This window comes from Psychrobacter sp. CX90, from assembly GCF_057396305.2.
Map to the genome: position 1 here is coordinate 2,557,341 of NZ_CM182008.1, position 25,323 is coordinate 2,582,663.

Here is a 25,323-nt window from a genome sequence, read left to right on the forward strand (position 1 = left end):
TGTTGAATAAAAGCACTGAAAACAATTCTTCTATTTTTGTGAAAAAACGTGATTTTTGTGATTTACATTTATTTTTTTTGGTTATATACTCTTTATAAATATCAGATAAAGCTACTCCTAAAACACTAAACAAGGACGTAAATCATGTTAAATAAACAACTAAACTACCTAAAGGCCGTCACTAAAAAGCTAGAAGCAGAGGGGCTTTTAGGTAATATGGTACTAAAACAATGGAAGATAATTGTTGATGTCATTGAGTCTACACAAAGTCTAAATCTTGATAAACCAACCCTTATTAATAAAACAGAAACAGAGATAGGAAAAATAACCCCTTCTAATTTTCGTAAGCGTATCAGTATGCTTAATCAAGAACTAGAAGACGAAGATAATGACTTTGGTATCAAAATAGATAACAGTAAAAGTAGTGTCATCATTAGTGTCAATGAGGACAAAGTCAATAAAGCAGATGAGCAGAAAACTGTCGAATTTATCAAGAGCAGACATGCACATGATGAAATAGATGATGATAAATTTATTGCACCTAAAGCAACATCGTCATTGACACCAGCAAAAAGACAAGTGCTATTTAGCTATGCTTGGGGAAGCACAGAAGCGGAAAAAGCTCAGCAAAACGCATTCGCTGACTATCTCAAAGAAGGACTTAAATACCCTCCAGCACGATTCAACAAACATCCAAAAATCAACCTTTTTCATGATGAATCAGGTTTTCGCCTTGGCGATAATATGCAAAAACAACAGGATGAGGTTTGTAAGGTTTCACCATGCGTCATAGTCTGCTATACCAATAGATATCTAGTGTCTGAAGCTTGCCAAAGAGAGGTGAGCTTTTATCTGACTGATGACGGTAATAACAAACCGAACAAGAAAGCCATTATAGTGCCGTTTAGTAATAACTATGGTGAACTGGATAAACGCTATCAAGTCAATCTGGCACATACAGTCGGAGGTAAATATCGTAATGCCTTAGATTTATTTGAATGTGGTAGCGAAACGGACAAGCAAGAATTTATAAAGCCTTTAGTTGATGAGATATATACATGGTTTTATGAGAATCCCGAGCTATTTGACAAACATCATATTCAAAAAAAAACCCTGCAACAACTCGGTAAGGGTATCGGTCAAGACCACCAAAACGTAGAAAATCTAAAAGCAAATAGACAGCAACTACAACACGAAGGTGCTGTCGATATTGTGCAGACTACGTTTGATTGGGCAACTGGTACAACAGGTATGGAGACTCGCCTATTTTACCTATTAGGTGATTTTGGCGCTGGTAAGTCTATAAGCTGTCAGATGCTTACCAATAAGCTTATGGAGAACTACAACAGTCAACCTGCCAAAGACCGACCTGTCCTACCTATATATTTAGATCTTAAAAAACTACTCAATGCTTTTAACCAACACTCGGATATCATCGCTGAACCTATTACTTCGTTGATTGAAACCATGCTTAAAACATCGGGGATTAACTCTACAATCTCGGGAGCTGATATTATTAGATTTATTAATGAATACCCATGTTTATTAATATTTGACGGCTTTGATGAGGTGGGGCAAAAGTTAAATACACAACAGCAAACAGGGCTGTTAAACAAGCTATTGGATATCTTCCCTAAACGTGTCTATCAACAGGATTTAGAACGGATCAAAAATGTAGATGATATCACAACCCCCTCCTCTGACATTCCTATTAATTCGAGAATCCTAATCAGTTGTCGTACTCACTTTTTTAAAGATTACAACGAACAAGAGGCATTTCAGCAGTTATATTATCGTCATGAAGCAGGCGTTAGTGCAGGCGAGATCAAAAATTATCAAACCTATTATTTACTGCCATTTACTAAAGAGCAAATTAAAAGCTATCTAGTAAGTTGGCTGGGTGAAAATGATGCTGAGAAAGCGATTACCTTTATCAATACAGTGCATGACTTATCAGGATTATCAGAGCGTCCTTTAATGCTAAACCTTATCCGTGACTTATTGCCCGAACTGCAAAAAGAATACGAGCAAAACAAAGAGATAAACGCTTCGACGCTTTATAAACTGTTATTTGATAGAGTGCAGCATCGAGATAATGAAAAGCACCTAATACCTATAGACGAGAAGCGTAAACTATTAAGTCGTTTTGCCCTGCATATGTGGCAAGAGGGTGTGACTACTTTAAATGTTGAAGATTTGGATAATTGGTTTTTAGAAAACAGAAATGATTACCCAAAAATAAATATCAAGCTAAATTCAGGACAATATGAACCTGAAACCATACTACAAGACCTCCACAACGCCAGTTTACTTGTCCGTGATAGTGAAGATGACTACCGTTTTGCTCATACTTCATTTTTAGAGTTTTTTGTTGCGGTAGGTATTTTTGATAGTGTGATTGATTGTAAGGACACTTCACAAGGGTTTGATTCTATATTTAAGAGGGATAATTTAAGCCGTGAGATTATGCAGTTTTTACTTGATTGGCGGGAGTCACATCGACTTAAAGACAAGTTTGATAAAAATTGGCAACTCCTACAACAAGCAGACAGTAGTACATCGGCACGGCAAATTGCACTAGATATCTGGTATTTGGGGTATGACAATCAGCAGTCGTTCACTACTTTAGCAAAGCCTAACTGGCATGGGTTAAAGTTGTATAAGCTTAAATTAGATAAACAATACGGAAATAATTTATTAGATTTAAGTAGTACTAATTTGTCAAAAGCCAATATCGAGGAATGCGATTTTAGCTATGTCGATTTATCTGATAGTGATTTAACGGATGCTCATTTAAGACAAAATAATTTTGAAAGCTGTAGATTTGATTCAGTTAAAAACCAAGAGTTACTCGCATCCTCAAATAGGTTTATGTATTGCTCTGAAGAACCTGTATTTGAAGGTCAAAATAACTTCGTAATGCCTGATCCCAGACCAGTTAAAGAAGGAAGTCTTTTATACAGGGCGTGTGATAGAGCAATTGAAGGAATAAGCTTCAGTTCAAACAATAAACTAATGGCTGTACTATCTTTAAATTATATATCAATTTGGGATATAGATAGCCAGTCTTGTATTAGTCACATACCAAATATTTGTGAAGAAGGTGATTCCATAACGTTTAGTCTGAATAACGCATCTATTTACGTGCCTAATAAGACGGGGGTTTCATTAATTAAAATAGCTTCTCAAGAAGAATTAAAGACGTATAAGATCGATAGTAATCTTTTTAAATTTCATCTCAGCGATGATCAAAGATATATCTTTATTTCAAGCTACTTTAATATCGATATTTGGGATACTAACAAACATGAGTTGGTTGTTACATTGGATAATCCGCATGGTATCTTATGTAATGTTAAATACAAAAATGGTTCGTTTATTTTTAATACTTTCCATAATAATTCAATATTCTCAATATCGTGTCATCAAGATTCTAAAATTGAGATTCTTGAAAGTGGAATATCCGAATACGAAAATGTAGTAATACATGAATCAGAGAACTTATCTCTGAAAACTTTAGTGGAAAGTAAATTAAGTCAAGAAGTATATAAGTATTCTAAAGACGGTTTTAAACTGATAGATTCTAATAAAAACTACCTACTTTATGACAACATGCTATCTACTCTCTTATTAGTTGATATATCAACTAATAAAACATTCTTTATCAATTATCCAAAGTCGGAATATAGTAGTATTTCCAAGAGTATTGCATGGAGTCTAGATAATAACCTCCTAGCTTTTGAAGCTAATAGGCACGTACATCTTTATGATTTAAGAAAAAATAAAATGATATTTTCTTTTCCGACGGTTAGGAAGGTCAAAACAACAAATCGTATAATAAGTAATAGGTTTGCATACTTATTTAATGATTATGAACATGGTCTAACTAAAGAAAATAAAATTATAGAGTTTGAAGATAGTTATAATACTCCCTCATTTCTGACTAAGACTGACTATAAAAGTAACTTAGTTGGACGATATTATTCAAACGACTTGAAATACGCCTTATTAAGCCAAGAAGAAAAATCTTGTATTTTTGATTTTACTAACGACAAGTGCTATGACGTGACAGATGATCTTTATTACTGTCCTTCAGTTATAAACATACCTCATCTATCACTATTAATTTTTATCCAGATGGATAGTGTTTATATATACTGCACGAAATCATTTGAGCGTAAGAAAAAATTATACATTTCAGAATATACAGAATGTGCCTGTTATTGTGAATTAAATAATCTTGTCTTTATAGGAGGTACTCAAAATGTATCCGTGTTAGACCTATCTACTATGGATATAATACATCAGATCCCTATGACATATAACGCTATCGATTTAATCACTTCTAAAGATGGAAAAACCATTATGATTAATAGTGTTTTAGGTATTTCTATATGGGATACTCAAACGCTCAAATGCGTAAAACGCATTCAGATTTTTGAAGATGCTTATATTGAATTTTCAGATGCCGAGTTTCAACAAATAAGCCGAATCGGAGGCAAGGCCTGGAAATATCTTACTAACGTTGTGACAGATGAAAAAGGCAAGGTTCATTCCCTCCCCCCTGACACCCATCCCGATTGGGAAAAAGCTTATCAAGGATGATTCGCAATAGTCAGTTAACTTTAAACGTTAATTTCGCTACAGAGGAGAGGTTTAGCCTCGATTGCAGCGGATATACTGTTTGGCTCAGCAAGTTGCAGGCGCTTGCCATTGGATGGCTCGCGAAGCAAGAGACACGCAATGGCTTAGCGACTGCCTTGCTGGGTAAAGCAGATAGTAGCGAATAGCGGGATTAGCTACCAGTTATCATCTTTAACCGCAAAAAAATGCTCCCAATTTGGGAGCATTTTTTATAACACACAATGCGATTTTGCGCAGATACTATTCAGCTGTTGGCGTTGGCTGTAGCTCTGGCGTTGTCGCACCGTTTTGTTCCACACCTTTCATAGTCAACTTAATGCGACCACGGTTATCAACATCTTGAACTAAAACACTGATGGTTTGACCTTCTTTGATGTAGTCAGATACGTTTTCAACACGCTCATCAGCAATTTGCGAGATGTGCACTAAGCCGTCTGTACCGGGAAGTACGGTAACAAAAGCACCAAAGTCAACAACACGAGCGACGGTACCTTCATAAACTTTACCCACTTCGACTTCGGCAGTTAACGCTTCAATCTGGCGAATCGCATCTTTAGTGGCGGCTTTGTTTTCGCCAAAAATACGAATAGTGCCGTTGTCATCAATGTCGATGACCGCCCCTGTATCTTCAGTTAGCTGACGGATGGTTGCACCGCCTTTGCCAATCACGTCACGAATCTTGTCAGCATTGATTTCCATAACGGCATAGTTAGGGGCATGCGCATTTATTTCCTTGCGGCTGGCTGGCAATACTTCGTTCATGGCGTTTAGGATATGAATACGACCAGCATGAGCTTGCTCTAAGGCTTTTTCCATGATGTCTGGCGTGATGCCTTCGATTTTGATATCCATTTGCAGGGCAGTAATACCGTCTTTAGAGCCGGCGACTTTAAAGTCCATGTCGCCTAAGTGATCTTCATCACCTAAGATATCTGACAATACGGCAAAACGATCGCCTTCTTTAACCAGACCCATCGCGATACCGGCAACTGGGGCTTTCATTGGTACGCCAGCGTCCATTAAGGCAAGGCTAGCACCACATACTGATGCCATAGACGATGAGCCATTTGATTCAGTGATTTCAGATACCACACGCATCACATAAGGGAAGCGGTCGCTGTCTGGAAGCATGGCCTGAACACCACGGCGGGCAAGACGCCCATGACCGATTTCACGGCGTTTAGGACCACTTTCACGACCCGTCTCGCCCACTGAGAAATGCGGAAAGTTATAGTGGAGCATGAAGTGATCTTGCAGTTTACCTGCCAGTGAATCAATTAGGTTCACGTCACGCGTGTTCCCCAGCGTAGCGGTCACTAATGCCTGAGTTTCGCCACGTGTAAATAAGGCAGAACCATGAGTGTAAGGTAATACGCCAACTTGGATATCAAGCGCACGCACGGTATCTAAATCACGACCATCGATACGAGGCTTACCAGATAAAATATTGTCACGAACAGTGCGGTATTTTAAATCATCCAAGATGGCTTTGATTAATGATTCGTTATCGCTGAACTCATCAGACTCTGGATTACCAGCAAGAGCTTCAATGGCAGCCGCTTTGATGTCGTCAAGTTTGCTATAACGCTCTTGCTTATCGCTAATGGCATAGGCTTCGCTGATTTGCCCGCCAAACTGAGCAGTTACTTTTTCTTTTAGTTCTGCATCTAACTGCGGTGCTTCAAAGGGGCGTTTCTCTGTACCAACAGCTTTAGCAAGTTCAATGATGTTATCAATGACAATTTGTTGCTGCTCATGACCATAAAGCACAGCGCCTAGCATTTGATCTTCAGACAGTTCAGCGGCCTCTGACTCAACCATCAATACGGCGGATTTAGTACCCGCAACAATCAAATCCAGATCGCTTTTTCCGAGCTCTTCGATTGATGGGTTTAATACATATTCGCCATCAATAAAACCAACACGAGCACCACCAATTGGGCCATTAAACGGCGCACTTGAGATAGCCAAAGCAGCCGACGCACCAATCATGGCAGCGATGTCAGCATAGTGCTGCTTATCGCTTGACAAAACGGTTGCCGTGATTTGAACTTCATTGACATAGCCTTCTGGAAATAAGGGACGAATCGGGCGGTCAATCAAACGCGAGGTTAAGGTTTCAAACTCACTTGCACGGCCTTCACGCTTACCATAGCCGCCTGGAATCTTACCAGCTGCATACATTTTTTCTTGATAATTAACCGTTAATGGGAAAAAGTTTTGACCTTCTTTGGCGTCATCTTTAACAACAGCAGCCACAAGTACCGTGACACCGCCCATATGTACCAACACTGAGTTGGCTTGTCTAGCAACTCGGCCCGTCTCTAAAACTACCTGCTGGCTACCATATTGGAATTCTCTTGAAATTGTATTAAACATTGACATTAATTTATCCTGTTTTTAAATGATTATTATAAATGATTGTACTGTCTATGATGATGCGGTTTTTTATGCACCCTCTTCGAGATAAAGTGTCAGCCTCTAACATTTAGGTGCTAGTAAGGATATAGATCTCATGCTTTGTGTCATGTGTCATATGCTTTGTCTCATGACAGGAACGACCCAAACGTTAGAAGCCCATTATCTTCATATAGACGTTGTCTTATTTTACAGGGATTTATCTAGCTTGACCAATGCTTAACCTGCAAAAGTCGCTAGCTGCTGCTGGATTACCCTATCCTGCTTTGCCTCTTTGATTATCAATACTATTATTATCGACAATCTTACTATCCAAAAATATTACTATCAGCAGCAACACTTATGGCAGTGCTAACTTAGAATCAGCCACACACAAAGCGTATTACTAAAAGTCACTAACTGAAAGCGGCTTACCAAGAGTGACATACAAAAAAACGGCGTGAACTATATCCACACCGTTTATCCATCCGCTTAATAGTAGCTAACAAACCTAAAGTAAGTACGCGTTAAGCTGGAAATTAGGCTGATAGTTGAGCGAGTATTACAAATCATAAAGCCAAGCTCAACAACATCGTAATGCACATATCTATAGCCAACCTATTTTAAAAGTGGTTCACTATATTAATTAACGATGACTAATTAACGACGCAGACCCAACTGGCTAATAAGCGTTGAGTAACGTGATGAGTCTTTACCTTTTAAGTAATCTAACAATTTACGACGTTGGTTTACCATACGAATAAGCCCACGTCGGCTGTGATGATCCGCTTTATGCGCTTTAAAATGATCTTGCAAATCATTAATACGGGCAGTTAATAGCGCCACTTGCACTTCGGGTGAACCAGTATCACCAGGTGCACGTTGGTATTGAGCGATGATTTGTTGACGATCGGTATTAGTTAACATAGATTTCTCCTGCAATGCATTGATATAAGTCGCTAATTTCATTGGGGACATCCCTGCATTACTAGAGATGACCTAAAAAAATAGCGATGTAAGCGGAGCATTATAACAAAAAAACTGCCAAACAGTTAGCAGTTTTTCATGTAGAAATGAGACGATAAATATAATGCTATTTTTCAACACCGCCTTGATTTGCATGACCACCCAAAGCGTCATCATCTAATGGAGCAGTCGTTGCTTCTGCTAGACTCTCAGGATTTTCATGGTCATCCAAAGATTTATCAATGGCTTCGCCTATAGGCGTTGTTTTTGGGTCGTTGCTCATAAAGAACTCCAAACAATTATGTTCGTTAAACTTATCTGTCTAAGTCGACTAAGACAACAGAGAAATTGAGAATATCTTAGTCTGATGCTAAATTCTACAGTTCAACAATTTTAAGCTATTTAGAATGAGATTTTTCTAAGTTCTCAGCCAAACCTTCTGCAGCATCTTTAGGGTCTTTGTCCTTATTGGGACCAAGATTACCATCAACCTGATTTTTTAGTGCTGTCAGTTCTGCTTCTGGTTGTTGCTGTGAATACTTCTTATCATCTGAAGTTGACATAACAATTTCCTTTAAAAGTAAAGTTTTTGTTTTTAGAGTGTGTTAAATATTAGTTAGTAAAAATTTAAATAAGTGAATTAACTAAGTGCTTTGTCGATAGCCTCTGCAAACGCCTCAATATCATCAGGATTGCGTGATGTAATTAAGTTGCCATCTTTTTGCATCTCTATATCAATAAACGTAGCACCGGCATTCTCAATATCTGTGTGCAAAGAATGATATGCTGTTACCTTTTTGCCTTCCAGTAACCCTGTATTAACCAATAACCAAGGGGCATGGCAAATCGCTGCAACTGTTTTATTTGCGTCATAAAAGCTTCTAACGAAATCTTGAGCATATTTATCGGTACGTATGGTGTCTGCATTGACTGTACCACCCGGTAATACAACAGCATCGTAATCATCTGCATTTGCTTCTTGCACAAACAAATCTGCAGTAAAGGTATCTGCTTTATCAACATCACTATCCATACCCTGCACAGTCTTACTGTCATTTGTCGTGATTAAGACTGTCTCATGACCTTTACTTTCTAAAATATCTTTAACTTTAGTATATTCTACTTGTTCAAAATATGAGCTCAGTAAGAATGCAATCTTCTTAGCCATAATATTTCTCCCTCAGAAATTTGAGATAATGTATAAATTTATTATTAATTTTCAGTATTCAATCAATTGAATGACGCTTTAAGTATTTAGGTTTATTCATTTAGTTATTAATCCTTTCACTTAATTATTATCCTACTGGGAGAGTAGGAATTACTAAAGCCAGTTGATGCAATAAAATGTATAAGAATGTGAGTTATGTTATGACTCAGTAACTCTGATGGGACGAACTCATTGAAATTGATCTTAAATAAAGAGGGTTGTCTTAAAAAGGGAGAGTTATCAAAACAAGTAGCATTAAAAAACACCCTGACAGAATAAGTTAGGGTGCTATAAAAAGAATAACAATTGAAAGCGCGTTTGGTGGTAATCGTATTATCAATTTGAGGTGTAGTTAATACAGTTATTAGAATGAAAAATGACCCCTTAGGAAAATGACCCTTTAACTATTACGACTCATTAGCTAAACGACTTAACAGATCATTTCAATTATTCCATAATCTATAATAATCACGGACGTTGAATCATTTTTTTGGGTTGTAAACGACCATTAGCTTCTAACTTCCCTAAACCAATGAACTCACCATCATGAGTGCTTAACCTAACGTCGCAAGGCTCATTACCTGTGGTATTTTGATTAAGATAAGCCAGAATTTCAGAAGTTAGTGATTCTCGTACGTTTAGTCTCTGACCCAAATGCAAACGCTGATATTCAGTTTCGGAAACGGATAAAAGAGGCAATCCTTCAATACAGCTATCGATACCCATTAAATGCTTAAAACGCTCAGAAAATTCTAATGCCTCAAACTCATCTAGGGTAATGGCTGAACCTATATCAAAATGCCCAACATGAGTACGTCTAAGGGCAGTTAAATGACCTAAGGTACCCAATGATTTGGCGATATCTTCACCTAAGACACGTATATAAGTGCCTTTAGAACAGGTAACGGTAATGACAAGTTGGTCATCTGATTCACCCCTGCCAATAATCAACTCTTTAATGGTAATTGGACGAGACGCCCGTTCAACTTCAATGCCCGCTCGCGCATATTCATATAGCTTCTTACCATCTTTTTTCAAAGCCGAGTACATGGGTGGAGTTTGCTCAATAGCCCCTGAATACTGCTCAGTAACCTTGTCTAGCATTTCTTGGTTGAGGCTAGGTACTTCTGCGATCTCGACGACTTTACCTTCAGCGTCGCCTGTATCTGTCTGCACGCCTAACTGAACGGTTGCTTGATAAGACTTGTCCGCATCCAGTTGATAGTGACTATACTTGGTTGCTTCACCTAAGCACACTGGCAGAAGACCTGTAGCCATAGGGTCTAGCGTACCCGTGTGCCCTGCTTTTTTGCTGTCATGCTTGGGCGATTTAAACAGATATTTGACTTTTGAGACCACTTGCTGAGAGGTCAGCCCCTTAGGTTTATCAATCAATATAACCCCTGAAACCCGCGTCTTTTTATTCGGATTTAAGGTAGCCATAGCTGATTTAGTAAAACCTGGGACTTGAAAGCTATCTGTCGTCATCAGTCATCAACCTTACTCTTTAGAGTCTAATGGCGCTTCTTGAAACTCTTCATCATCAGAGGTTCTTTGAGTTTTATCCACGGCTTGACTGATTAGATTCATCATATAGTTGCCACGTGCCGTTACTTCGTCATAATGAAATCTTAACCGTGGGGTTGTTCGGGTTTTCAAACGATGGCTAAGCTCTGTACGTAAAAAGCCAGCTGCTTTATTTAGCACCTTGATACTATCTTCATGGCTATACTTACTCATAGCATCATTTAGCTCAGGCTCCATTACGGTAACATATACATCAGCATAGCCTAAATCTGAGCTGACCTTAACACTAGAGATAGTAATAAACCCAGTCAAACGTGGGTCGTTTACGTCATCTCGGATAAGTACGGCAAGTTCCCGCTGAATTTGGTCGCCTAAACGTTGCATGCGTTGGTTCATGACTTTATTCCTTAAATACCTCTATTGTGAATTAAATAAAGGCATTGGTAAATGAATAATTCATACCAAACCCAGAAATTAAAGTAGCAAGGACAACGATTGTAATAACTACCAACAGTAGGCTAAGCGAATTTGACACTGCTAATTTATTTTTAGGAGAGGTACCATTATAAGTTTCATAACTAAACAGTACTAATAAAAAAGACCTAACAGGATGACCTGATAGGTCTTTTCAATGTTAATAAACATTAAGCGTAATACATATTAAATAGTACGTTGTATTTCTTGGATTTCAAATACCTCGATTTTATCTCCAGCTTCAACGTCATATCCACGAACCGCAAGGCCACACTCCATACCTGCTCTTACTTCGTTAACGTCATCTTTGTAACGACGTAGAGATTGCAACTGCCCAGTAAAGGCAACTTGATTGTCCCGTAGTACACGAATTGACTTGTTTCGATATATGGTACCTTCGACTACCATACAGCCCGCAGCGGCACCGAACTTGCTCGAGCGGAATACCTCACGAACTTCAGCAATACCCAATATTTTCTCACGATGTTCTGGAGATAACATACCACTCATAGCCGCTTTGACATCATCAATTAGCCCATAAATGATACTATAGTAACGGATATCAATACCTGATTCATCAGCTTTAGCTTTTGCGGCATTATCTGCTCTAACATTAAAACCAAGCAGTACGGCTTCACTTGACTCAGCAAGTGTCACATCTGACTCTGAAATTGGCCCGACACCTGAACTAATGACTTTTACTTTTACTTCATCAGTTGATAACTCTTCTAAAGCGGAGAGCAAGGCTTCTAATGATCCTCTTACATCTGTCTTCAAAATAATATTTAAGAATGACAGATCCTCTTGTCCCATTTGCTCAAACATACTCTCTAAGCGCATCTTATTCTGACGTTCTAATTGCTTTTCCCGCTCACGTGTTGCACGGAACTCTGCAACTTCACGCGCTTTTTTCTCGTCCGTTACTACTAGGAACTCACTACCAGACGCTGGGGTATCAGGTAAGCCTAATATTTCGACCGGAATAGAGGGTCCAGCAGACTTAATACGGTTACCTGTTTCGTCATTCATAGCACGAACACGGCCATAGTATTCACCAGCTAATACCAGATCGCCTTGTTTTAGCGTTCCTTTCTTAACCAGAATACTCGCCACGGCACCTCGACCCTTCTCAAGACGTGATTCAATAACCACACCTTGAGCAGCACCATCAGTAGGTGCTTCAAGCTCCATAAGCTCTGCTTGAAGATTAATAAGCTCCAACAGCTCGTCAATGCCTTCACCCGTTTTGGCTGAAATCTTAGCAACTGGCGTATCCCCACCCCAAGCTTCAGTAACGACCTCTTTGGTCGTCAGCTCATTAAGAACACGATCTGGGTCAGCAGACTCTTTATCCATCTTATTAATAGCAATAATAATAGGCGTATTAGAGGCGCGGGCATGATCAATCGCTTCAACCGTTTGCGGCATCATACCATCATCAGCAGCAACAACAATAACTACAATATCTGTTGCTTGTGCACCACGTGAACGCATTGCTGTAAACGCAGCGTGACCTGGTGTGTCTAAGAAAGTGATTAAGCCACGATCTGTTTTAACATGATAGGCACCAATATGCTGAGTAATACCACCTGCCTCACCAGACGCCACTTTCGCTTCTCTAATCTTATCAAGTAATGATGTTTTACCGTGATCTACATGACCCATGATAGTCACTACTGGAGGGCGTGTTTGTATGTTACTACTACGCTCTTCAACAGCTTCCTGTAAATCATCTTCAACCTTAGTATCGCTTACAGGGATAGGATTATGACCCATTTCCTCAACAATCAGACTGGCAGTTGCTTGATCTATTTCTTCGGTCTCACTAACAATCTCGCCCATTTTCATGAGTAATTTAGTTACTTCACGAGCTTTGACCGCCATGCGCTGTGCAAGATCAGCAACAACAATATGCTCTCCAATCTCAACATCATGCACAATTTTTTCAACAGGCTTCTCAAACTTATGCTGGGAGGCTTGTGTAGACTTAAGACCATGTTTACGATTGCGAATTTCTCTTTCTTCTTGTCCTTTGCGACGTCGGCCTCGAGAAGCAGTGCTTGAAGAACCACGCTTAATTTCTCGGCGCTCTTTTTCAAATGACTCCTCTAATGCTTCGCCAACAAGACCTTCTGCTAACGGTTCGTCTTTACGTACTTTAGCAACCGTATCTTTTTCACTATATTTACCCGCCATTTTACGCATTTGCTCTAGAGTTTTCTTCTGAGCTTCTTCTGCCTGCTTGCGACGGGTTTCTGCCTCAATTGTGCGCAGACGTTCTTCTTCAGCCTCACGCGCTTCACGTGCTTTGCGTTCTGCTACAGTTTCAACTTTAGGCTTAGTGGGGGCTACTTTCTTTTTAGGCTTCTCTTTTGTGACTTCCGCTGTTTTACCGCCTTTTTTGACCACAACAGTCGAAACATCTTCATTTTTATCACTTGAGGATTTTCCACCACCTAAATTAGCACGCATTGCAGCCAATGTGGCGGCTTGACGCTGTTCAGCTTCTTTTTTAGCCTGCTCACGTTTTTTAGCTTCTTCAAGGGCACGTTCTTTTGCTTCAGCAGCTGCTTTTTCTCGAGCAGCTATTTGCTCTGCGAGTTTGTTTGGATCGGGCTTCTCAAACACCTTTTTCTTACGAACCTCAACATTCACGCTTTTCGATTTACCTGATGAGCCTGTTACTCGAGCGGTACTCGTCGTTTTAGACTTCAAGCTAATACGGCGCTTCTGCTCTTGCCCGTGTGTTTGTTTTAAAAATGCCACCAGCTGTTCTTGCTCAAGCTCGGTGACTAGGTCATCCTCGCCACGAGCAGGCAGCCCAGCATCAATCAATTGCTGTTGTACAGCACTGACTTCTTTGCTTACCATGTCTGCTAGTTCTTTGACGGTCTTATCTGCCATTGTGTAGTCACCTATTTATTATTCTTCATTAAACCAAGATTCACGTGCTTTCATGATGAGTTTGCCGGCTGTTTTTTCATCAAGACCTTCTATGTCTTCAAGGTCAAAAACAGCTTGTTCCGCTAAATCATCTACAGTAATAATGTCACGTTGAGCCAATTTATACGCCCAGTCAGTGGTCATTCCTTCCATTGTGAGCAACTCTTCACTTGGCTCTTTCATATTTTGCTGTTTTACCAGTTCATCAGCTATAACGACTTCTTTCGCACGCTCTTGAATCATTGCAATTGCGTCGTCATCAAGGCCTTCAATATCATAAAATGTATCCGCTGGTACATACGCCACTTCTTCAATACTGGTAAAACCAATATCAACCAGTGCTTGAGCTAAGTCTTCATCAACCTCTAAGCGATTGTAGAATAAATCAATAAAGGCTTTAGTTTCATTTTGCTGTCTTTCTAAGTATTCTGCTTCGAGCATCATGTTTAACTTGTAACCTGTCAACTCTGATGCCAATCGTACATTTTGACCTTGAGCGCCAATGGCACGGGCTAACTGGTCGTTTGCGGTAAAAATAATATCAGCCGTTTTGGCATCTTCATCTAAAATGATACTACTTACATCAGCAGGTTCAAGTGCACTTATAATATACTGTGCTGGATCATCCGACCAGACAATAACATCAATTCGTTCACCATCAAGCTCTTGCTGAACTGCTTGGATTCGAGTACCACGCATCCCAATACAGGCGCCGACTGGGTCAATACGATGATCATTGGTCTTTACTGAAATTTTAGCACGAACACCCGGCTGTCGGGCAACACCGCGAATCTCAATGATTTCTTCATTAATTTCGGGTACTTCTTTATTCATCAAAGCGGTCAACATATCTGGATGCGTACGCGATAGCAGTAGTTGAGCACCGCGATTATCGCGGTTAACATGGTATAAAATAGCTTGAATACGAGACTTAACACGCAGTTGCTCACGGGGTAGCATCTGATCTCGTGATAAGTAGCCTTCCGCATTATCCCCTAAATCAACAATGAAACCGTCGCGAGTCTGTTTTTTAACTTCGCCGTACATCATCTCGCCAACTCTTGGTTCGAAGGCATCAGCAACTAGCGCCCTTTCAGCTTCACGAATCTTTTGAATAATGACTTGTTTGGCCTGTGTGGCAGCAATACGTCCAAATTCGATAGATTCTATTTGTTCTTCTTTAATATCGCCAATTGACCACTCAGCTTCATCTAAGTCACTGATGGCTAATTGACATGCAGGCATCTCGTGATCTTCATCAGCAACAACCGTCCAATAACGATAAGTATCATAATCCCCTGTTTCACGGTCGATACTAACACGTACAGCAACTTCTGGCTGTTCGGTATAAACTCGTTTTTTTGTTGAAACCACTAACGCTTCTTCAATGGCTTCAAAAATATCTTCGGGGTTTAGCCCCTTTTCATTACTGACGGTCTCTACTACCGTTAAGATTTCACGACTCATTGCACACCTATCCTCACCTACTCCACATTTAGAGTAGCAACTTATATAATTGAATGTATTTTTTATATATGGCTCTAAAATTCTGTTTCTAGTTGTCTGAAATGACAGATTACTTATTGAACTATTGATACCTATCTTAATGTGATACTTATCTTAATGGTACTTTTGAGTGGCTATCTAATAAAAAACATTCAACCAAAATTCAATACACAACCTTGCTTAAAAGAATTTACATCAATACTTACAACTCTTGATAAATCAAATTAGCCTTGTCAATATTATCTAACTGTATATCAAATTGGTAACCGTCAGTAGTCGCTATTGTCAATTGCCGCTTATCCAACTCTAATTTTTCAAGTTTGCCAGAGACTTTACGGCGTTTCGCTGACTCAGTGCCAATCGCTTTAATCAAACGAAGATTCATATGTTGCCCAACATATTGCTGCATTTGCTCAGCAGAAAAAAACGGTCTATCTAAGCCAGGTGATGACACTTCCAATACATATTCGCCCGCAATTGGGTCATGTACCTCTAGAACACCACTAACCTGATGGTTAACTGCTGCACAGTTTTCAATGGTCACTTGTTTATTTATCGCCTTATCTTCTGGTAAAGCCTCAATAAAAATACGTAAAAGAGAACGCCCACCTTGTGGGACAAACTCAATACCCCAAAGCGCTACGTCACAAGCAGCAACCGCAGGCTCTATAATATCAGTCAATTGAGCGACTTTATTTGATACCTTCATGATTTATGGCTTCATCCAAAATATAAACATCTATTATAAGTAGTTATTGTGAAATGCAAATAACAATAGAAAAAACAGATACAAAAAAACCCACAAACAATATGGTGGGTTAGATAAAAAAAGTAAGATTGAAATAAAAAATGGTAGCGGGGGCTGGATTTGAACCAACGACCTTCGGGTTATGAGCCCGACGAGCTACCAGACTGCTCCACCCCGCATCAATCTAGGTGGGTTATTATAGGGATGCTCTTCACAGTTGTCAAGCAATAACTGAAAAAAACTAAAATTAATCTATCCTATAATAAAACGACCAAAATACTCAAACTATGGCAACAACTAAATGAAGACTATTACCCTGTTTATAACAATCATATTAAGCTCAACATATGCTTGTTATAACCGTATTAGGTATAACGGTATTAATGGTGCGATTGGAGGGACTTGAACCCTCACGGCTTGCGCCACCACCCCCTCAAGATGGCGTGTCTACCAATTCCACCACAATCGCAAATCACTAATTTAAACACTAAATAATTTAAACACTAAATAATAAACCGCTACTAATAATTGAGGATTATCAAACGATAACGTTATAATTTAGACTTTATTAAACTAGGTCGGATATTCTACTCATGTTTGAGTGGGTGTGCAACCTATTTAACGTGAGTACATTCTTTCTTTTATACAGTTAACTTAACTATATAAGCTAAAGGTAGGGTTGTTTTAGTTATTTTAATCTATCGTTTAATCGTTGGGCGGTTGGTCCGGTGTGGGGACTGGTACTGAATTAGCCAAAGGCGCTTCTGTCGCTGCTGGCACATCTAAACTATATTGATCTTCAGCTTGTTTGCGAGCATGCATAGCAAGGGTCAAACTGGTTGAAAAGAAGATAATCGCTAATACAGCTGTTGCTCTGGTTAAAAAGTTTGCACTACCCGCGGCGCCAAATACAGTACCTGAGGCACCAGCGCCAAATGATGCGCCAGCATCTGCACCTTTACCATGCTGAATTAAAATCAGCCCAATCATGGCAATAGCGACAATAATGTGAATGGCTAAAATAATGTTGAACATGCTTTGCCTTACTAAAAATTAAGTAACAGTAATAAATAAAAAAATAGGATAAGAATTTGAAAGTAGTTAGTATGCTGAGGCGTCCAATGGAGAATATAAACTCAGGGTTGTATAATATAATATATAGTGATGTTTTTTCTAAAACTATTGCTTCTAAAAAAACGCTTACTCTCAAAAGAATTCAAACTTTCGAAAGACAGACAACTAGACATATACAATCAGTCCAGCTTACTTATTACACTGTATGCTACCGTTTTTTTGATTTACTTACAAAAGCTTTTTGCAATGGTTAAAAAACTATCAGCATTGAGTGATGCGCCACCTACTAGAACCCCGTTAATTGCATTGCAACTAGCAAACTCATGAGCGTTATCTGGCTTAACGCTTCCCCCATAAATAATCGGTGTGTTATCAAACCGGTCACTGATGCTCATCAAGTAGTCGTGAATAAAACTATGTACCGATTCCACATTTTGTACACTAGGGACTTTACCAGTGCCAATTGCCCAAACAGGCTCATAAGCAATAATGATATTAGCTAGCTTCTTTTTAGCATCCTCAACATCTAGGCAAGCAACCAAGGATTTAATCACATCGAGTTGCTTAGAGAGTACCTTTTGCGTACGACCAGATTCAAAATCTGTTTCAGACTCGCCAATGCAAAAAACAACCCCCAAGTCATGTGCGTCACAATATATTACCTTTTGCAGCAGTGCCTCATGATCTTCAGCATAGTATTGACGGCGCTCAGAATGACCGATAATAACCCACTCTACACCAACATCTTTAAGCTGAGCTACTGACACATCTCCTGTAAATGCACCTTTCGTATCTGTCAACGCAGTAACATTCTGACAGGCTAACTTCAAATTTGAAGCTTGAACTGCTTTAGCAACATGGCTTAAATGTACGAAGCTTGGTGCTACCATTAGGTTACAATCAACTGTATCATCAAGCTGAGAGACAATACAGTCAATAAGCGTTTGTGTCTCGGCAACAGATGCAGGATTTAGTTTCCAATTTCCAATAACCCAAGGCGTCATATAGTGAACTCTCAAATGATAATTTTTAGTAAATGAACTCGTACTGAATATAATAAGGCATATTTATAACTTATAACGCCTATTTACCACTCTAAAATTGCATTAACCCCGAATTATAACATAGTCTTTAATCTTGCATTTACCGTTTGTGGCTGAGCATTAAAAAAATTAAAAATCGGAACGCCTAACATGAATTTAAAATATTAATCACTCTATCAGCTCGGTTACCAGTCTATACTCTCTTTAGAACTCAAACTTTAGAACTCAAACTTTAGAACTCAAATTAAAACGAGGCACTTATGTATGCAAACTTGTTTATCACTCAAATTTACGGTTAAATAATACAATTATAGCAAAATACTTTAACCACAAATTTTTATAAAAAAGCGTATCCGTTTTAATAGGTATGTCTTATTAAATAATTTTAAATACATAAGATTGAATACATAGGATTAGAGCTCTATAACTCAATATTACGTTCTATGAACAAAGCATTGGTTGGTTTTAACTGACCTATTTAAAACAAATTTTACAGATTGACTTAGTGTATAAATAGCAAGTGTTTATTAAACATGAACTCATATTTATACAAGGTCATAAATACTTTTGTATTAATAAAAAAGTTAAACCGACATAAAAATCAACTAAAGGTAATTTCAAATGTCAATCCCCATGAGCTTTGGCGGTATTGCCCAGCGGCTTGTCCAAGATGGTTTGGTCAATAGTCAAGTGATGAGGAAGGCTGTGGCCGAGTCGCAAAAACAACATAAAAGTATCGTATCCTATTTAGTCGATCACAAACTAGCGCCAGCAAACAAAATAGCCACTGCGGTTGCCAAAGAGTTTGGAGACTCCTTGTTTGATTTAGACCAATTAAATCCAGATGCCATACCCAAAGATTTAGTTGATGAAAGAATAGTAAGAAAATATAATGCCTTGCCTATCTTTGTGCGGGGACAACGCCTTTTTGTTGCTATCAGTGATCCTACTCGTCTTGAGGCCATAGAAGCCATTCAATTCAATTCACGTCTTGCTGTGCAAACGATTGTCGTGGAAGAAAATAAGCTTGTCAAACTTATTGAAACCACTTTTTCAGATTCTATGAGTACGTTTAATAGCTTCAGTGATAACGACTTAAACATAGATTATGAACAGTTTGACGGAAACAATAAGCTTGGCGATCTAAGCACACTACCCAATGATATTAGAGAAGCACCTGTTGTAAAGTTCGTTAATAAGATGCTCATTGACGCCATACGTATGGGGGCATCAGATTTACACTTTGAACCTTATGAAAAATCGTTTCGGGTACGTTTTCGCATTGATGGTATCATGCAGCAAATGGCCAGCCCTCCTGTAGAACTTGGCGCAACTATTGCTGCACGTTTAAAAGTCATGTCGCAGATGGATATTTCAGAAAGACGTGTGCCCCAGGATGGGCGAATCAAATTAGCCATTTCCAAAGATAAAGCCATCGACTTCAGGGTAAACTCATTGCCCACACTTCATGGTGAAAAAATTGTACTTCGTATATTAGACCCGTCTTCTGCCATGCTTGGTATCGATGCCCTTGGCTATGAAGCTGATCAAAAGAAGGTGTTTTTAGAAGCGCTGCATAAGCCGCAAGGCATGATTTTGATTACGGGACCTACTGGCTCAGGTAAAACGGTTTCTTTATATACGGCGCTTAATATTTTAAACACGGTACAAACTAACATATCAACTGTTGAGGATCCTGTAGAAATCAATCTTGAAGGTATTAATCAGGTTAATGTAAATTACAAAGTTGGCCTAACATTTGCCAATGCGTTAAAGTCCTTTTTGCGGCAAGACCCTGACATCGTCATGGTGGGTGAAGTTCGTGATCTTGAAACCGCTGAAATTGCTATTAAGGCGGCGCAAACTGGCCACTTAGTTTTGTCCACTTTGCATACTAACTCAGCGCCTGAGACATTAACTCGACTTCGTAATATGGGTGTCGCTACATTTAATATTGCTACTTCTATTAACCTTGTTATTGCTCAAAGGTTAGCGCGAAGGCTGTGTAACAACTGCAAAAGACCTACGAGCGTACCTAAACCCAGCTTGTTAGAGATGGGATTTACAGATGAAGACTTGAGTAATCCTACTAACATTATTTATGAACCGGTAGGCTGTGATGAATGCCGAGATGGCTACAAAGGTCGTGTGGGTATTTACGAAGTTATGAAAGTTGATGATACCATTGCACGTATCATTATGGAGGAGGGTAACGCAATGGATATTAAAGAAGCCGCATATAATAATGGGTTTAGGGACTTGCGTCGCTCAGGCATCTTAAAGGTATTGCAGGGCATTACTAGTGTTCAAGAAATGTATCGAGTAACGACAGATTAAGCAAACTTACTTTCTGTTACTATAACCAACTAAAATAGAGTAACATTACTAGTATAAAGTAACATTACTAATATTCAGCCCTTGGGCTGTTGAGGGAATGAACATGGCAAAAGCCACGACGGATATGCTATTGGACTTTGTCTACGATGGTATCAATCGCCGTGGACAAAAAGTGACAGGTGAACTAACCAGCAAAAGCATGGATTTAGCCAAAGCGCAGCTACGTAAACAGGGTATTAGTGTCCGTAGTATCAGAAAAAAACCCAAACCGCTTTTTCAAATAAAAAAGCGCATCAAAGCACTTGATATTGCTATTTTTGTGCGTCAGTTAGCAACTATGATGAAAGCGGGTGTACCATTAACCCAATCATTTGAAATTGTGGCAGAATCACTTGAAAATCCAAGTATGAAAGAATTGGTTTTAGATATTAAAGCTGAGGTTGAGTCAGGTAATACTTTTGCTGGCGCGCTGCGTAAACACCCCAATCATTTTGATAACTTATTTTGCTCGCTTGTAGAGTCAGGTGAGCAATCAGGGTCTTTGGAGACCATGCTAGAGCGGGTAGCAACTTACAAAGAAAAAAGTGAATTACTAAAGTCAAAGATAAAAAAAGCGGTTAAATATCCTATTGCGGTTATTATTGTAGCCATCGTGGTTACTATCATCTTGTTAATAAAAGTTGTTCCTGCATTTGAGACTTTGTTTACCTCGGCAGGTTCTGAGTTGCCCGCTTTTACTCAAATGGTGGTAAATATGTCGGAATGGATGCAATCATATTGGTTTCTGTTAATCATAGCGCTAGGCCTGACTATAATTGCTTTTTTTGAAGCAAAAAAACGCAGTCAAAAATTTCAAGACTTTTTAGACAAGTTGATATTAAAACTGCCAGTTTTTGGTAATATAACTTATCAAGCCATTGTTGCCCGCTTTTCACGCACCCTGTCAACAACATTCGCCGCTGGCGTGCCTCTTATTGATGCGCTGGAGTCAACTGCAGGTGCGACAAACAATATCGTGTTTTATAATGCAACACAGCAGATTAAAGACGATGTCTCCACCGGTCAACAACTACAGTTCTCAATGCGCAACACCAATTTATTTCCAACACTGGCTGTACAAATGGTAGGCATTGGTGAAGAATCTGGCGACCTAGATCAAATGCTTGAAAAGGTCGCTACTTATTATGAGAATGAAGTTGATAATGCCATTGATGGGTTAACTAGTCTGATGGAACCCATCATTATGGTTGTATTGGGCGTACTAATTGGTGGCTTGGTAGTTGCAATGTACTTACCCATCTTCCAAATGGGCTCAGTTATTGGCTAGGAGCCTTGTTAGCACTGAGGATTTAGATGATTTTAGCTATCCGCAGAGTCATTTCCAAATCTGTAACATCCTACTTAACTACCTAATGCGCCTTGTATTCTTATTTCTTAGATCGCTACCTTTTTTACTACTTTTTCACGACCGCTTAAAGGCTACCCGATGCAACTGTGGCAACTTTTACAAGAAAACACCTTATTGGCGTTAACCTTATTTGGTTTATTAGGTCTTTGTGTTGGCAGCTTTTTAAATGTGGTTATACACCGCATGCCATTGGCAATGATGCTTGAGTGGCGTGCAGGTTCAGTACAAATTCTATCAGAGCAAGATGACATCTCTCCTTCATTAGTTGAACCGATTGCAAAAATAGTCGCCAAAGACCTGCCTTTGTCTTTGGCATATCCCGCCTCTCAATGCCCAAAATGTGCTCACGGTATCCGTTGGTATGAAAATATTCCTGTCATTAGCTGGGTATTGCTCAAGGGTGCATGCTCTCAGTGTAAAAATTCAATAGGGATACGTTATCCATTGGTTGAAATTATTACTGCTGTACTAACCGTGCTGGTTATTGCTCAGTTTGGTGTGACACTTCCTGCACTGTCTGCACTTGTTTTGGTTTGGACTCTGATCGCATTAACAGGTATAGATTGGGATACTCAACTACTACCAGATAGACTAACGGTTCCTTTAGGGGCGCTTGGCTTAGTAGTTAACACCCAAGGCTGGTTTGTCACTGCTAATGAATCAATTTGGGGGTTGATACTGGGATTTTTATCACTTTGGGTGGTGGTTAAGGTTTTTTATTGGATTACCAAAAAGAACGGTATGGGACAGGGAGACTTTAAGCTTCTCGCTGTATTAGGGGCATGGCTCGGTCCTATGATGCTACCTTTGATCATCCTACTGTCCTCATTGCTCGGTTCACTTGTTGGCATTGTACTAATGAGAAAGCATGGAGAGAGCAAACCATTCGCTTTTGGCCCCTTTATTGCAGTAGCTGGTATAATTGCTCTTTTATACGGACAGCACATCATGGGCTGGTATCTCGGTCAGTATTAATGATCAATACATATTATATAGTCGAAGCCGTCCAAATTGTATAATGGTTATAAGACAACCATGCTCAGAGAGTAGCTATCAATTTTGACTGGTAAAGAAGGGTAAGACTGTCACTGGTTATATTTAGACCTTAGTTTATCGTAGTAGCCTTTGGTGTTGTGTTTAATAACAACACCCATCAACCCAGACCATCGACTGGTTAAATCATGAATGCCTAAATAGTATTAAGTTCTAATACAATATATGCAGCAGGATTGAAACCTTTGCCATAGACACTTTGTGAGGTCTTTTTATGCCCAACTCTAACGTATCAACAACACCCTCTAATACCTCAGAGGATCAATCCGTTAGCTCACCACCGCAAATCTTTAACCGTTTTTTTATAGATAAACCAGTTATAGGGTTAACAGGGGGTATTGGCAGCGGTAAAACAGCGGTATCAGATTGGTTTGCTACACAAGATGTTGATGTAGTTGATGCAGATGTGGTTGCCCACGATATAATGAAAAAAGGTAGCCCTACGCTAAATGAGCTAGCTCAAGCTTTAGGCGACTGGGTTATTGATGACGCTGGCAATATGGATAGGCAGGCGGTACGAGAACATGTATTTGCTAATGATGACTCTTTGCTAAAACTTGAAGCGATTACCCACCCTGCCATTCGTCAACAGATAAAAAAACAACTGACTGAATCCCAATCGAAATATGTAATTTTATCAGCCCCTTTACTGTTAGAGAGCGCAGCTGGCGGGCTAGCGTCCCTGTGTGACAGGGTATTGGTGGTGGATGTTAGCGAGGCCATTCAGCTGGATCGAGCCAGTGCTCGTGATACCCAAAGCATGGATAAGATTAAAGCCATTATGAACAATCAACTGTCACGAAAGGCTCGGCTTGAACATGCAGATGACATTATTGATAACTCAGGTAGCTTAGAGGCACTTTATGAACAGCTTAAACCTCTACATCAGAAATATTTAACCTTAAAAAAGAAAATATAAGTCAGTCTCATAACACTTAAGCTCACAACACATAAACTCATAATATTTAAGAAAGCCACATAAAAAAGGTATGTCATAAAGTGACATACCTTTTTTGTGTGGCTTAATATGGGGGGTTAATGCTTACTTGTCAATCTACTACATATGGCGTTGACGGCTTACTTCATACAACACCATACCCGTTGCTACACTGACATTTAGACTTTGTAAAGAGCCATGACGATTGCCTGTCATTGGAATATACACTAACTCATCACAGCGCTCAGCCGTTAGACGACGCATTCCTTCGCCCTCAGAGCCCATAATAATCGCAACCTTACCCGTTAAATCAACATCAGTAATAGACTTTGCCGTGTCATCAAGAGCCGTCCCATAAATAAACACACCGGCCTGTTTTAAGTGTTCCATAGCGCGTGCTAAGTTAGTCACTGCAACGACCGGCATAATCTCCATTGCCCCTACGGACACTTTAGAGACTGTAGGCGTTAAACTCGCTGAGTGATGCTTTGGGCAAATAACAGCATCAACACCCATAGCTGCTGCTGTGCGTAGACAAGCGCCTAAATTGTGAGCATCTGTTACTTGGTCTAATACTAAAAACAGACTATCATCTCGCTCAGTCCAAGCATCCAGCTCATTTTCATTAGCCATTGCTAGTGGACGGGCGTGTAAAACCACACCCTGATGCTGCGGGCTATGGCAAAGTGCAGTCAGTTTGTCTTTACTAGCCTCTTGGATACTGACACCCATCTGATCAGCCAGCTCAATTATTTCAGTCAGTATAGCGTCAGTGTTTGAGCCTTGGTTAGCACCTGAGGCGTGTGTAGAATAACTGTTATCGACAGCACTACGACCTTGTTGGATAAACAAGGCCATCGCATCCATCGGACGATGTGTCAATAACGCATGAACGGCATGAATACCGTAAAAATAAACGGGCTTTGCCATCTAATAGGCCTTCTTAATAATAAGCAACATAAATAAATTAACAACTCCCCTCTCGGTGCTGACTTGATACATAGTAACCACTGATTAGTGGTAACAGAGTCATAGCAATGACTAGTATCCATCCTTAGT

19 protein-coding genes and 2 tRNA genes are annotated in these 25,323 nt (G+C 39.5%); 6 read left to right on the forward strand and 15 right to left on the reverse strand.

Features of this window, described 5'->3' with window-relative positions; all coding sequences use genetic code 11:
* Positions 1 to 144: 144 nt before the first annotated feature.
* Together AC2SLN_RS10195 and AC2SLN_RS10200 are read left to right on the forward strand one after the other, a co-directional pair.
* Positions 145 to 4,605 (forward strand): pentapeptide repeat-containing protein, encoded by a 4,461-nt coding sequence (locus AC2SLN_RS10195; RefSeq protein WP_486549171.1) that lies wholly within the window; start codon positions 145 to 147, stop codon positions 4,603 to 4,605.
* A complete protein-coding gene (locus tag AC2SLN_RS10200) occupies positions 4,602 to 4,790 on the forward strand; it encodes a hypothetical protein (protein ID WP_486549172.1) in 189 nt (62 codons plus the stop codon). The genes AC2SLN_RS10195 and AC2SLN_RS10200 overlap by 4 nt, the downstream gene beginning before the upstream one ends.
* A 94-nt stretch (positions 4,791 to 4,884) precedes the next feature.
* Here AC2SLN_RS10200 and pnp read toward each other — a convergent pair whose 3' ends face one another.
* The 14 genes from pnp to tpiA all read right to left on the reverse strand — a co-directional run bounded on the left by pnp (position 4,885) and on the right by tpiA (position 18,490).
* Complete coding sequence (pnp, locus tag AC2SLN_RS10205) at positions 4,885 to 7,029, reverse strand: polyribonucleotide nucleotidyltransferase (RefSeq protein ID WP_486549173.1); 2,145 nt, start codon at positions 7,027 to 7,029, stop codon at positions 4,885 to 4,887.
* 672 nt (positions 7,030 to 7,701) lie between these two features.
* Positions 7,702 to 7,968, reverse strand: coding sequence for a 30S ribosomal protein S15 (rpsO, locus tag AC2SLN_RS10210; RefSeq protein ID WP_486549174.1), 267 nt, complete (start codon positions 7,966 to 7,968; stop codon positions 7,702 to 7,704).
* Between the two features lie 166 nt (positions 7,969 to 8,134).
* Positions 8,135 to 8,290 carry a hypothetical protein gene (locus AC2SLN_RS10215; protein WP_486549175.1) on the reverse strand — a complete coding sequence of 52 codons (156 nt, stop codon included), beginning with the start codon at positions 8,288 to 8,290 and terminating at the stop codon, positions 8,135 to 8,137.
* Between the two features lie 115 nt (positions 8,291 to 8,405).
* Positions 8,406 to 8,570, reverse strand: a complete 165-nt coding sequence (locus AC2SLN_RS10220; RefSeq protein ID WP_486549176.1) for a hypothetical protein — start codon at positions 8,568 to 8,570, stop codon at positions 8,406 to 8,408.
* Positions 8,571 to 8,647: 77 nt separating this feature from the next.
* The gene (locus tag AC2SLN_RS10225) at positions 8,648 to 9,175 is read right to left on the reverse strand and encodes a type 1 glutamine amidotransferase domain-containing protein (RefSeq protein WP_486549177.1); all 528 of its coding nucleotides are present in this window, start codon (positions 9,173 to 9,175) and stop codon (positions 8,648 to 8,650) included.
* Positions 9,176 to 9,682: 507 nt separating this feature from the next.
* Positions 9,683 to 10,702 carry a tRNA pseudouridine(55) synthase TruB gene (gene truB / locus AC2SLN_RS10230; RefSeq protein WP_486549178.1) on the reverse strand — a complete coding sequence of 340 codons (1,020 nt, stop codon included), beginning with the start codon at positions 10,700 to 10,702 and terminating at the stop codon, positions 9,683 to 9,685.
* Positions 10,703 to 10,714: 12 nt separating this feature from the next.
* Positions 10,715 to 11,137: a ribosome-binding factor A gene (locus AC2SLN_RS10235; protein ID WP_486530312.1), complete on the reverse strand. Its 423-nt coding sequence runs from the start codon at positions 11,135 to 11,137 to the stop codon at positions 10,715 to 10,717.
* A gap of 264 nt (positions 11,138 to 11,401) precedes the next feature.
* Positions 11,402 to 14,119, reverse strand: a complete 2,718-nt coding sequence (infB, locus tag AC2SLN_RS10240) for a translation initiation factor IF-2 (RefSeq protein ID WP_486549179.1) — start codon at positions 14,117 to 14,119, stop codon at positions 11,402 to 11,404.
* An 18-nt stretch (positions 14,120 to 14,137) separates the two neighbouring features.
* On the reverse strand, positions 14,138 to 15,625 hold the full coding sequence (gene nusA, locus AC2SLN_RS10245) for a transcription termination factor NusA (RefSeq protein WP_486530310.1): 1,488 nt from the start codon (positions 15,623 to 15,625) through the stop codon (positions 14,138 to 14,140).
* Positions 15,626 to 15,866: 241 nt separating this feature from the next.
* A complete protein-coding gene (gene rimP / locus AC2SLN_RS10250) occupies positions 15,867 to 16,373 on the reverse strand; it encodes a ribosome maturation factor RimP (protein ID WP_486549180.1) in 507 nt (168 codons plus the stop codon).
* 141 nt (positions 16,374 to 16,514) lie between these two features.
* Positions 16,515 to 16,591 (reverse strand) — tRNA-Met (locus AC2SLN_RS10255).
* A gap of 205 nt (positions 16,592 to 16,796) precedes the next feature.
* A tRNA-Leu gene (locus AC2SLN_RS10260) sits at positions 16,797 to 16,881 on the reverse strand.
* Between the two features lie 236 nt (positions 16,882 to 17,117).
* Entirely contained in the window at positions 17,118 to 17,447 is a 330-nt protein-coding gene (gene secG / locus AC2SLN_RS10265; RefSeq protein ID WP_486549181.1) for a preprotein translocase subunit SecG, read from the reverse strand.
* Between the two features lie 263 nt (positions 17,448 to 17,710).
* Positions 17,711 to 18,490: a triose-phosphate isomerase gene (tpiA, locus tag AC2SLN_RS10270; protein ID WP_486549182.1), complete on the reverse strand. Its 780-nt coding sequence runs from the start codon at positions 18,488 to 18,490 to the stop codon at positions 17,711 to 17,713.
* Positions 18,491 to 19,150: 660 nt separating this feature from the next.
* Here tpiA and pilB point away from each other — a divergent pair.
* The 4 genes from pilB to coaE all read left to right on the forward strand — a co-directional run bounded on the left by pilB (position 19,151) and on the right by coaE (position 24,246).
* A complete protein-coding gene (gene pilB, locus AC2SLN_RS10275) occupies positions 19,151 to 20,866 on the forward strand; it encodes a type IV-A pilus assembly ATPase PilB (RefSeq protein WP_486530306.1) in 1,716 nt (571 codons plus the stop codon).
* A 103-nt stretch (positions 20,867 to 20,969) separates the two neighbouring features.
* Positions 20,970 to 22,193, forward strand: coding sequence for a type II secretion system F family protein (locus AC2SLN_RS10280; protein WP_486549183.1), 1,224 nt, complete (start codon positions 20,970 to 20,972; stop codon positions 22,191 to 22,193).
* A gap of 159 nt (positions 22,194 to 22,352) precedes the next feature.
* Positions 22,353 to 23,249, forward strand: coding sequence for a prepilin peptidase (locus AC2SLN_RS10285; RefSeq protein ID WP_486549184.1), 897 nt, complete (start codon positions 22,353 to 22,355; stop codon positions 23,247 to 23,249).
* A gap of 292 nt (positions 23,250 to 23,541) precedes the next feature.
* Complete coding sequence (coaE, locus tag AC2SLN_RS10290; protein WP_486549185.1) at positions 23,542 to 24,246, forward strand: dephospho-CoA kinase; 705 nt, start codon at positions 23,542 to 23,544, stop codon at positions 24,244 to 24,246.
* Positions 24,247 to 24,384: 138 nt separating this feature from the next.
* Here the strand turns inward: coaE and rlmB are convergent, their stop codons facing one another.
* The gene (gene rlmB / locus AC2SLN_RS10295; RefSeq protein WP_486549186.1) at positions 24,385 to 25,194 is read right to left on the reverse strand and encodes a 23S rRNA (guanosine(2251)-2'-O)-methyltransferase RlmB; all 810 of its coding nucleotides are present in this window, start codon (positions 25,192 to 25,194) and stop codon (positions 24,385 to 24,387) included.
* Positions 25,195 to 25,323: the final 129 nt, after the last annotated feature.

Bases quoted from the DNA above. Each gene is read 5' to 3' on its own strand.
- AC2SLN_RS10195 (WP_486549171.1), top strand. From the start codon at position 145: ATGTTAAATAAACAACTAAACTACCTAAAGGCCGTCACTAAAAAGCTA.
- AC2SLN_RS10200 (WP_486549172.1), top strand. From the start codon at position 4,602: ATGATTCGCAATAGTCAGTTAACTTTAAACGTTAATTTCGCTACAGAG.
- pnp (WP_486549173.1), bottom strand. From the start codon at position 7,029: ATGTCAATGTTTAATACAATTTCAAGAGAATTCCAATATGGTAGCCAG.
- rpsO (WP_486549174.1), bottom strand. From the start codon at position 7,968: ATGTTAACTAATACCGATCGTCAACAAATCATCGCTCAATACCAACGT.
- AC2SLN_RS10215 (WP_486549175.1), bottom strand. From the start codon at position 8,290: ATGAGCAACGACCCAAAAACAACGCCTATAGGCGAAGCCATTGATAAA.
- AC2SLN_RS10220 (WP_486549176.1), bottom strand. From the start codon at position 8,570: ATGTCAACTTCAGATGATAAGAAGTATTCACAGCAACAACCAGAAGCA.
- AC2SLN_RS10225 (WP_486549177.1), bottom strand. From the start codon at position 9,175: ATGGCTAAGAAGATTGCATTCTTACTGAGCTCATATTTTGAACAAGTA.
- truB (WP_486549178.1), bottom strand. From the start codon at position 10,702: ATGACGACAGATAGCTTTCAAGTCCCAGGTTTTACTAAATCAGCTATG.
- AC2SLN_RS10235 (WP_486530312.1), bottom strand. From the start codon at position 11,137: ATGAACCAACGCATGCAACGTTTAGGCGACCAAATTCAGCGGGAACTT.
- infB (WP_486549179.1), bottom strand. From the start codon at position 14,119: ATGGCAGATAAGACCGTCAAAGAACTAGCAGACATGGTAAGCAAAGAA.
- nusA (WP_486530310.1), bottom strand. From the start codon at position 15,625: ATGAGTCGTGAAATCTTAACGGTAGTAGAGACCGTCAGTAATGAAAAG.
- rimP (WP_486549180.1), bottom strand. From the start codon at position 16,373: ATGAAGGTATCAAATAAAGTCGCTCAATTGACTGATATTATAGAGCCT.
- secG (WP_486549181.1), bottom strand. From the start codon at position 17,447: ATGTTCAACATTATTTTAGCCATTCACATTATTGTCGCTATTGCCATG.
- tpiA (WP_486549182.1), bottom strand. From the start codon at position 18,490: ATGACGCCTTGGGTTATTGGAAATTGGAAACTAAATCCTGCATCTGTT.
- pilB (WP_486530306.1), top strand. From the start codon at position 19,151: ATGTCAATCCCCATGAGCTTTGGCGGTATTGCCCAGCGGCTTGTCCAA.
- AC2SLN_RS10280 (WP_486549183.1), top strand. From the start codon at position 20,970: ATGGCAAAAGCCACGACGGATATGCTATTGGACTTTGTCTACGATGGT.
- AC2SLN_RS10285 (WP_486549184.1), top strand. From the start codon at position 22,353: ATGCAACTGTGGCAACTTTTACAAGAAAACACCTTATTGGCGTTAACC.
- coaE (WP_486549185.1), top strand. From the start codon at position 23,542: ATGCCCAACTCTAACGTATCAACAACACCCTCTAATACCTCAGAGGAT.
- rlmB (WP_486549186.1), bottom strand. From the start codon at position 25,194: ATGGCAAAGCCCGTTTATTTTTACGGTATTCATGCCGTTCATGCGTTA.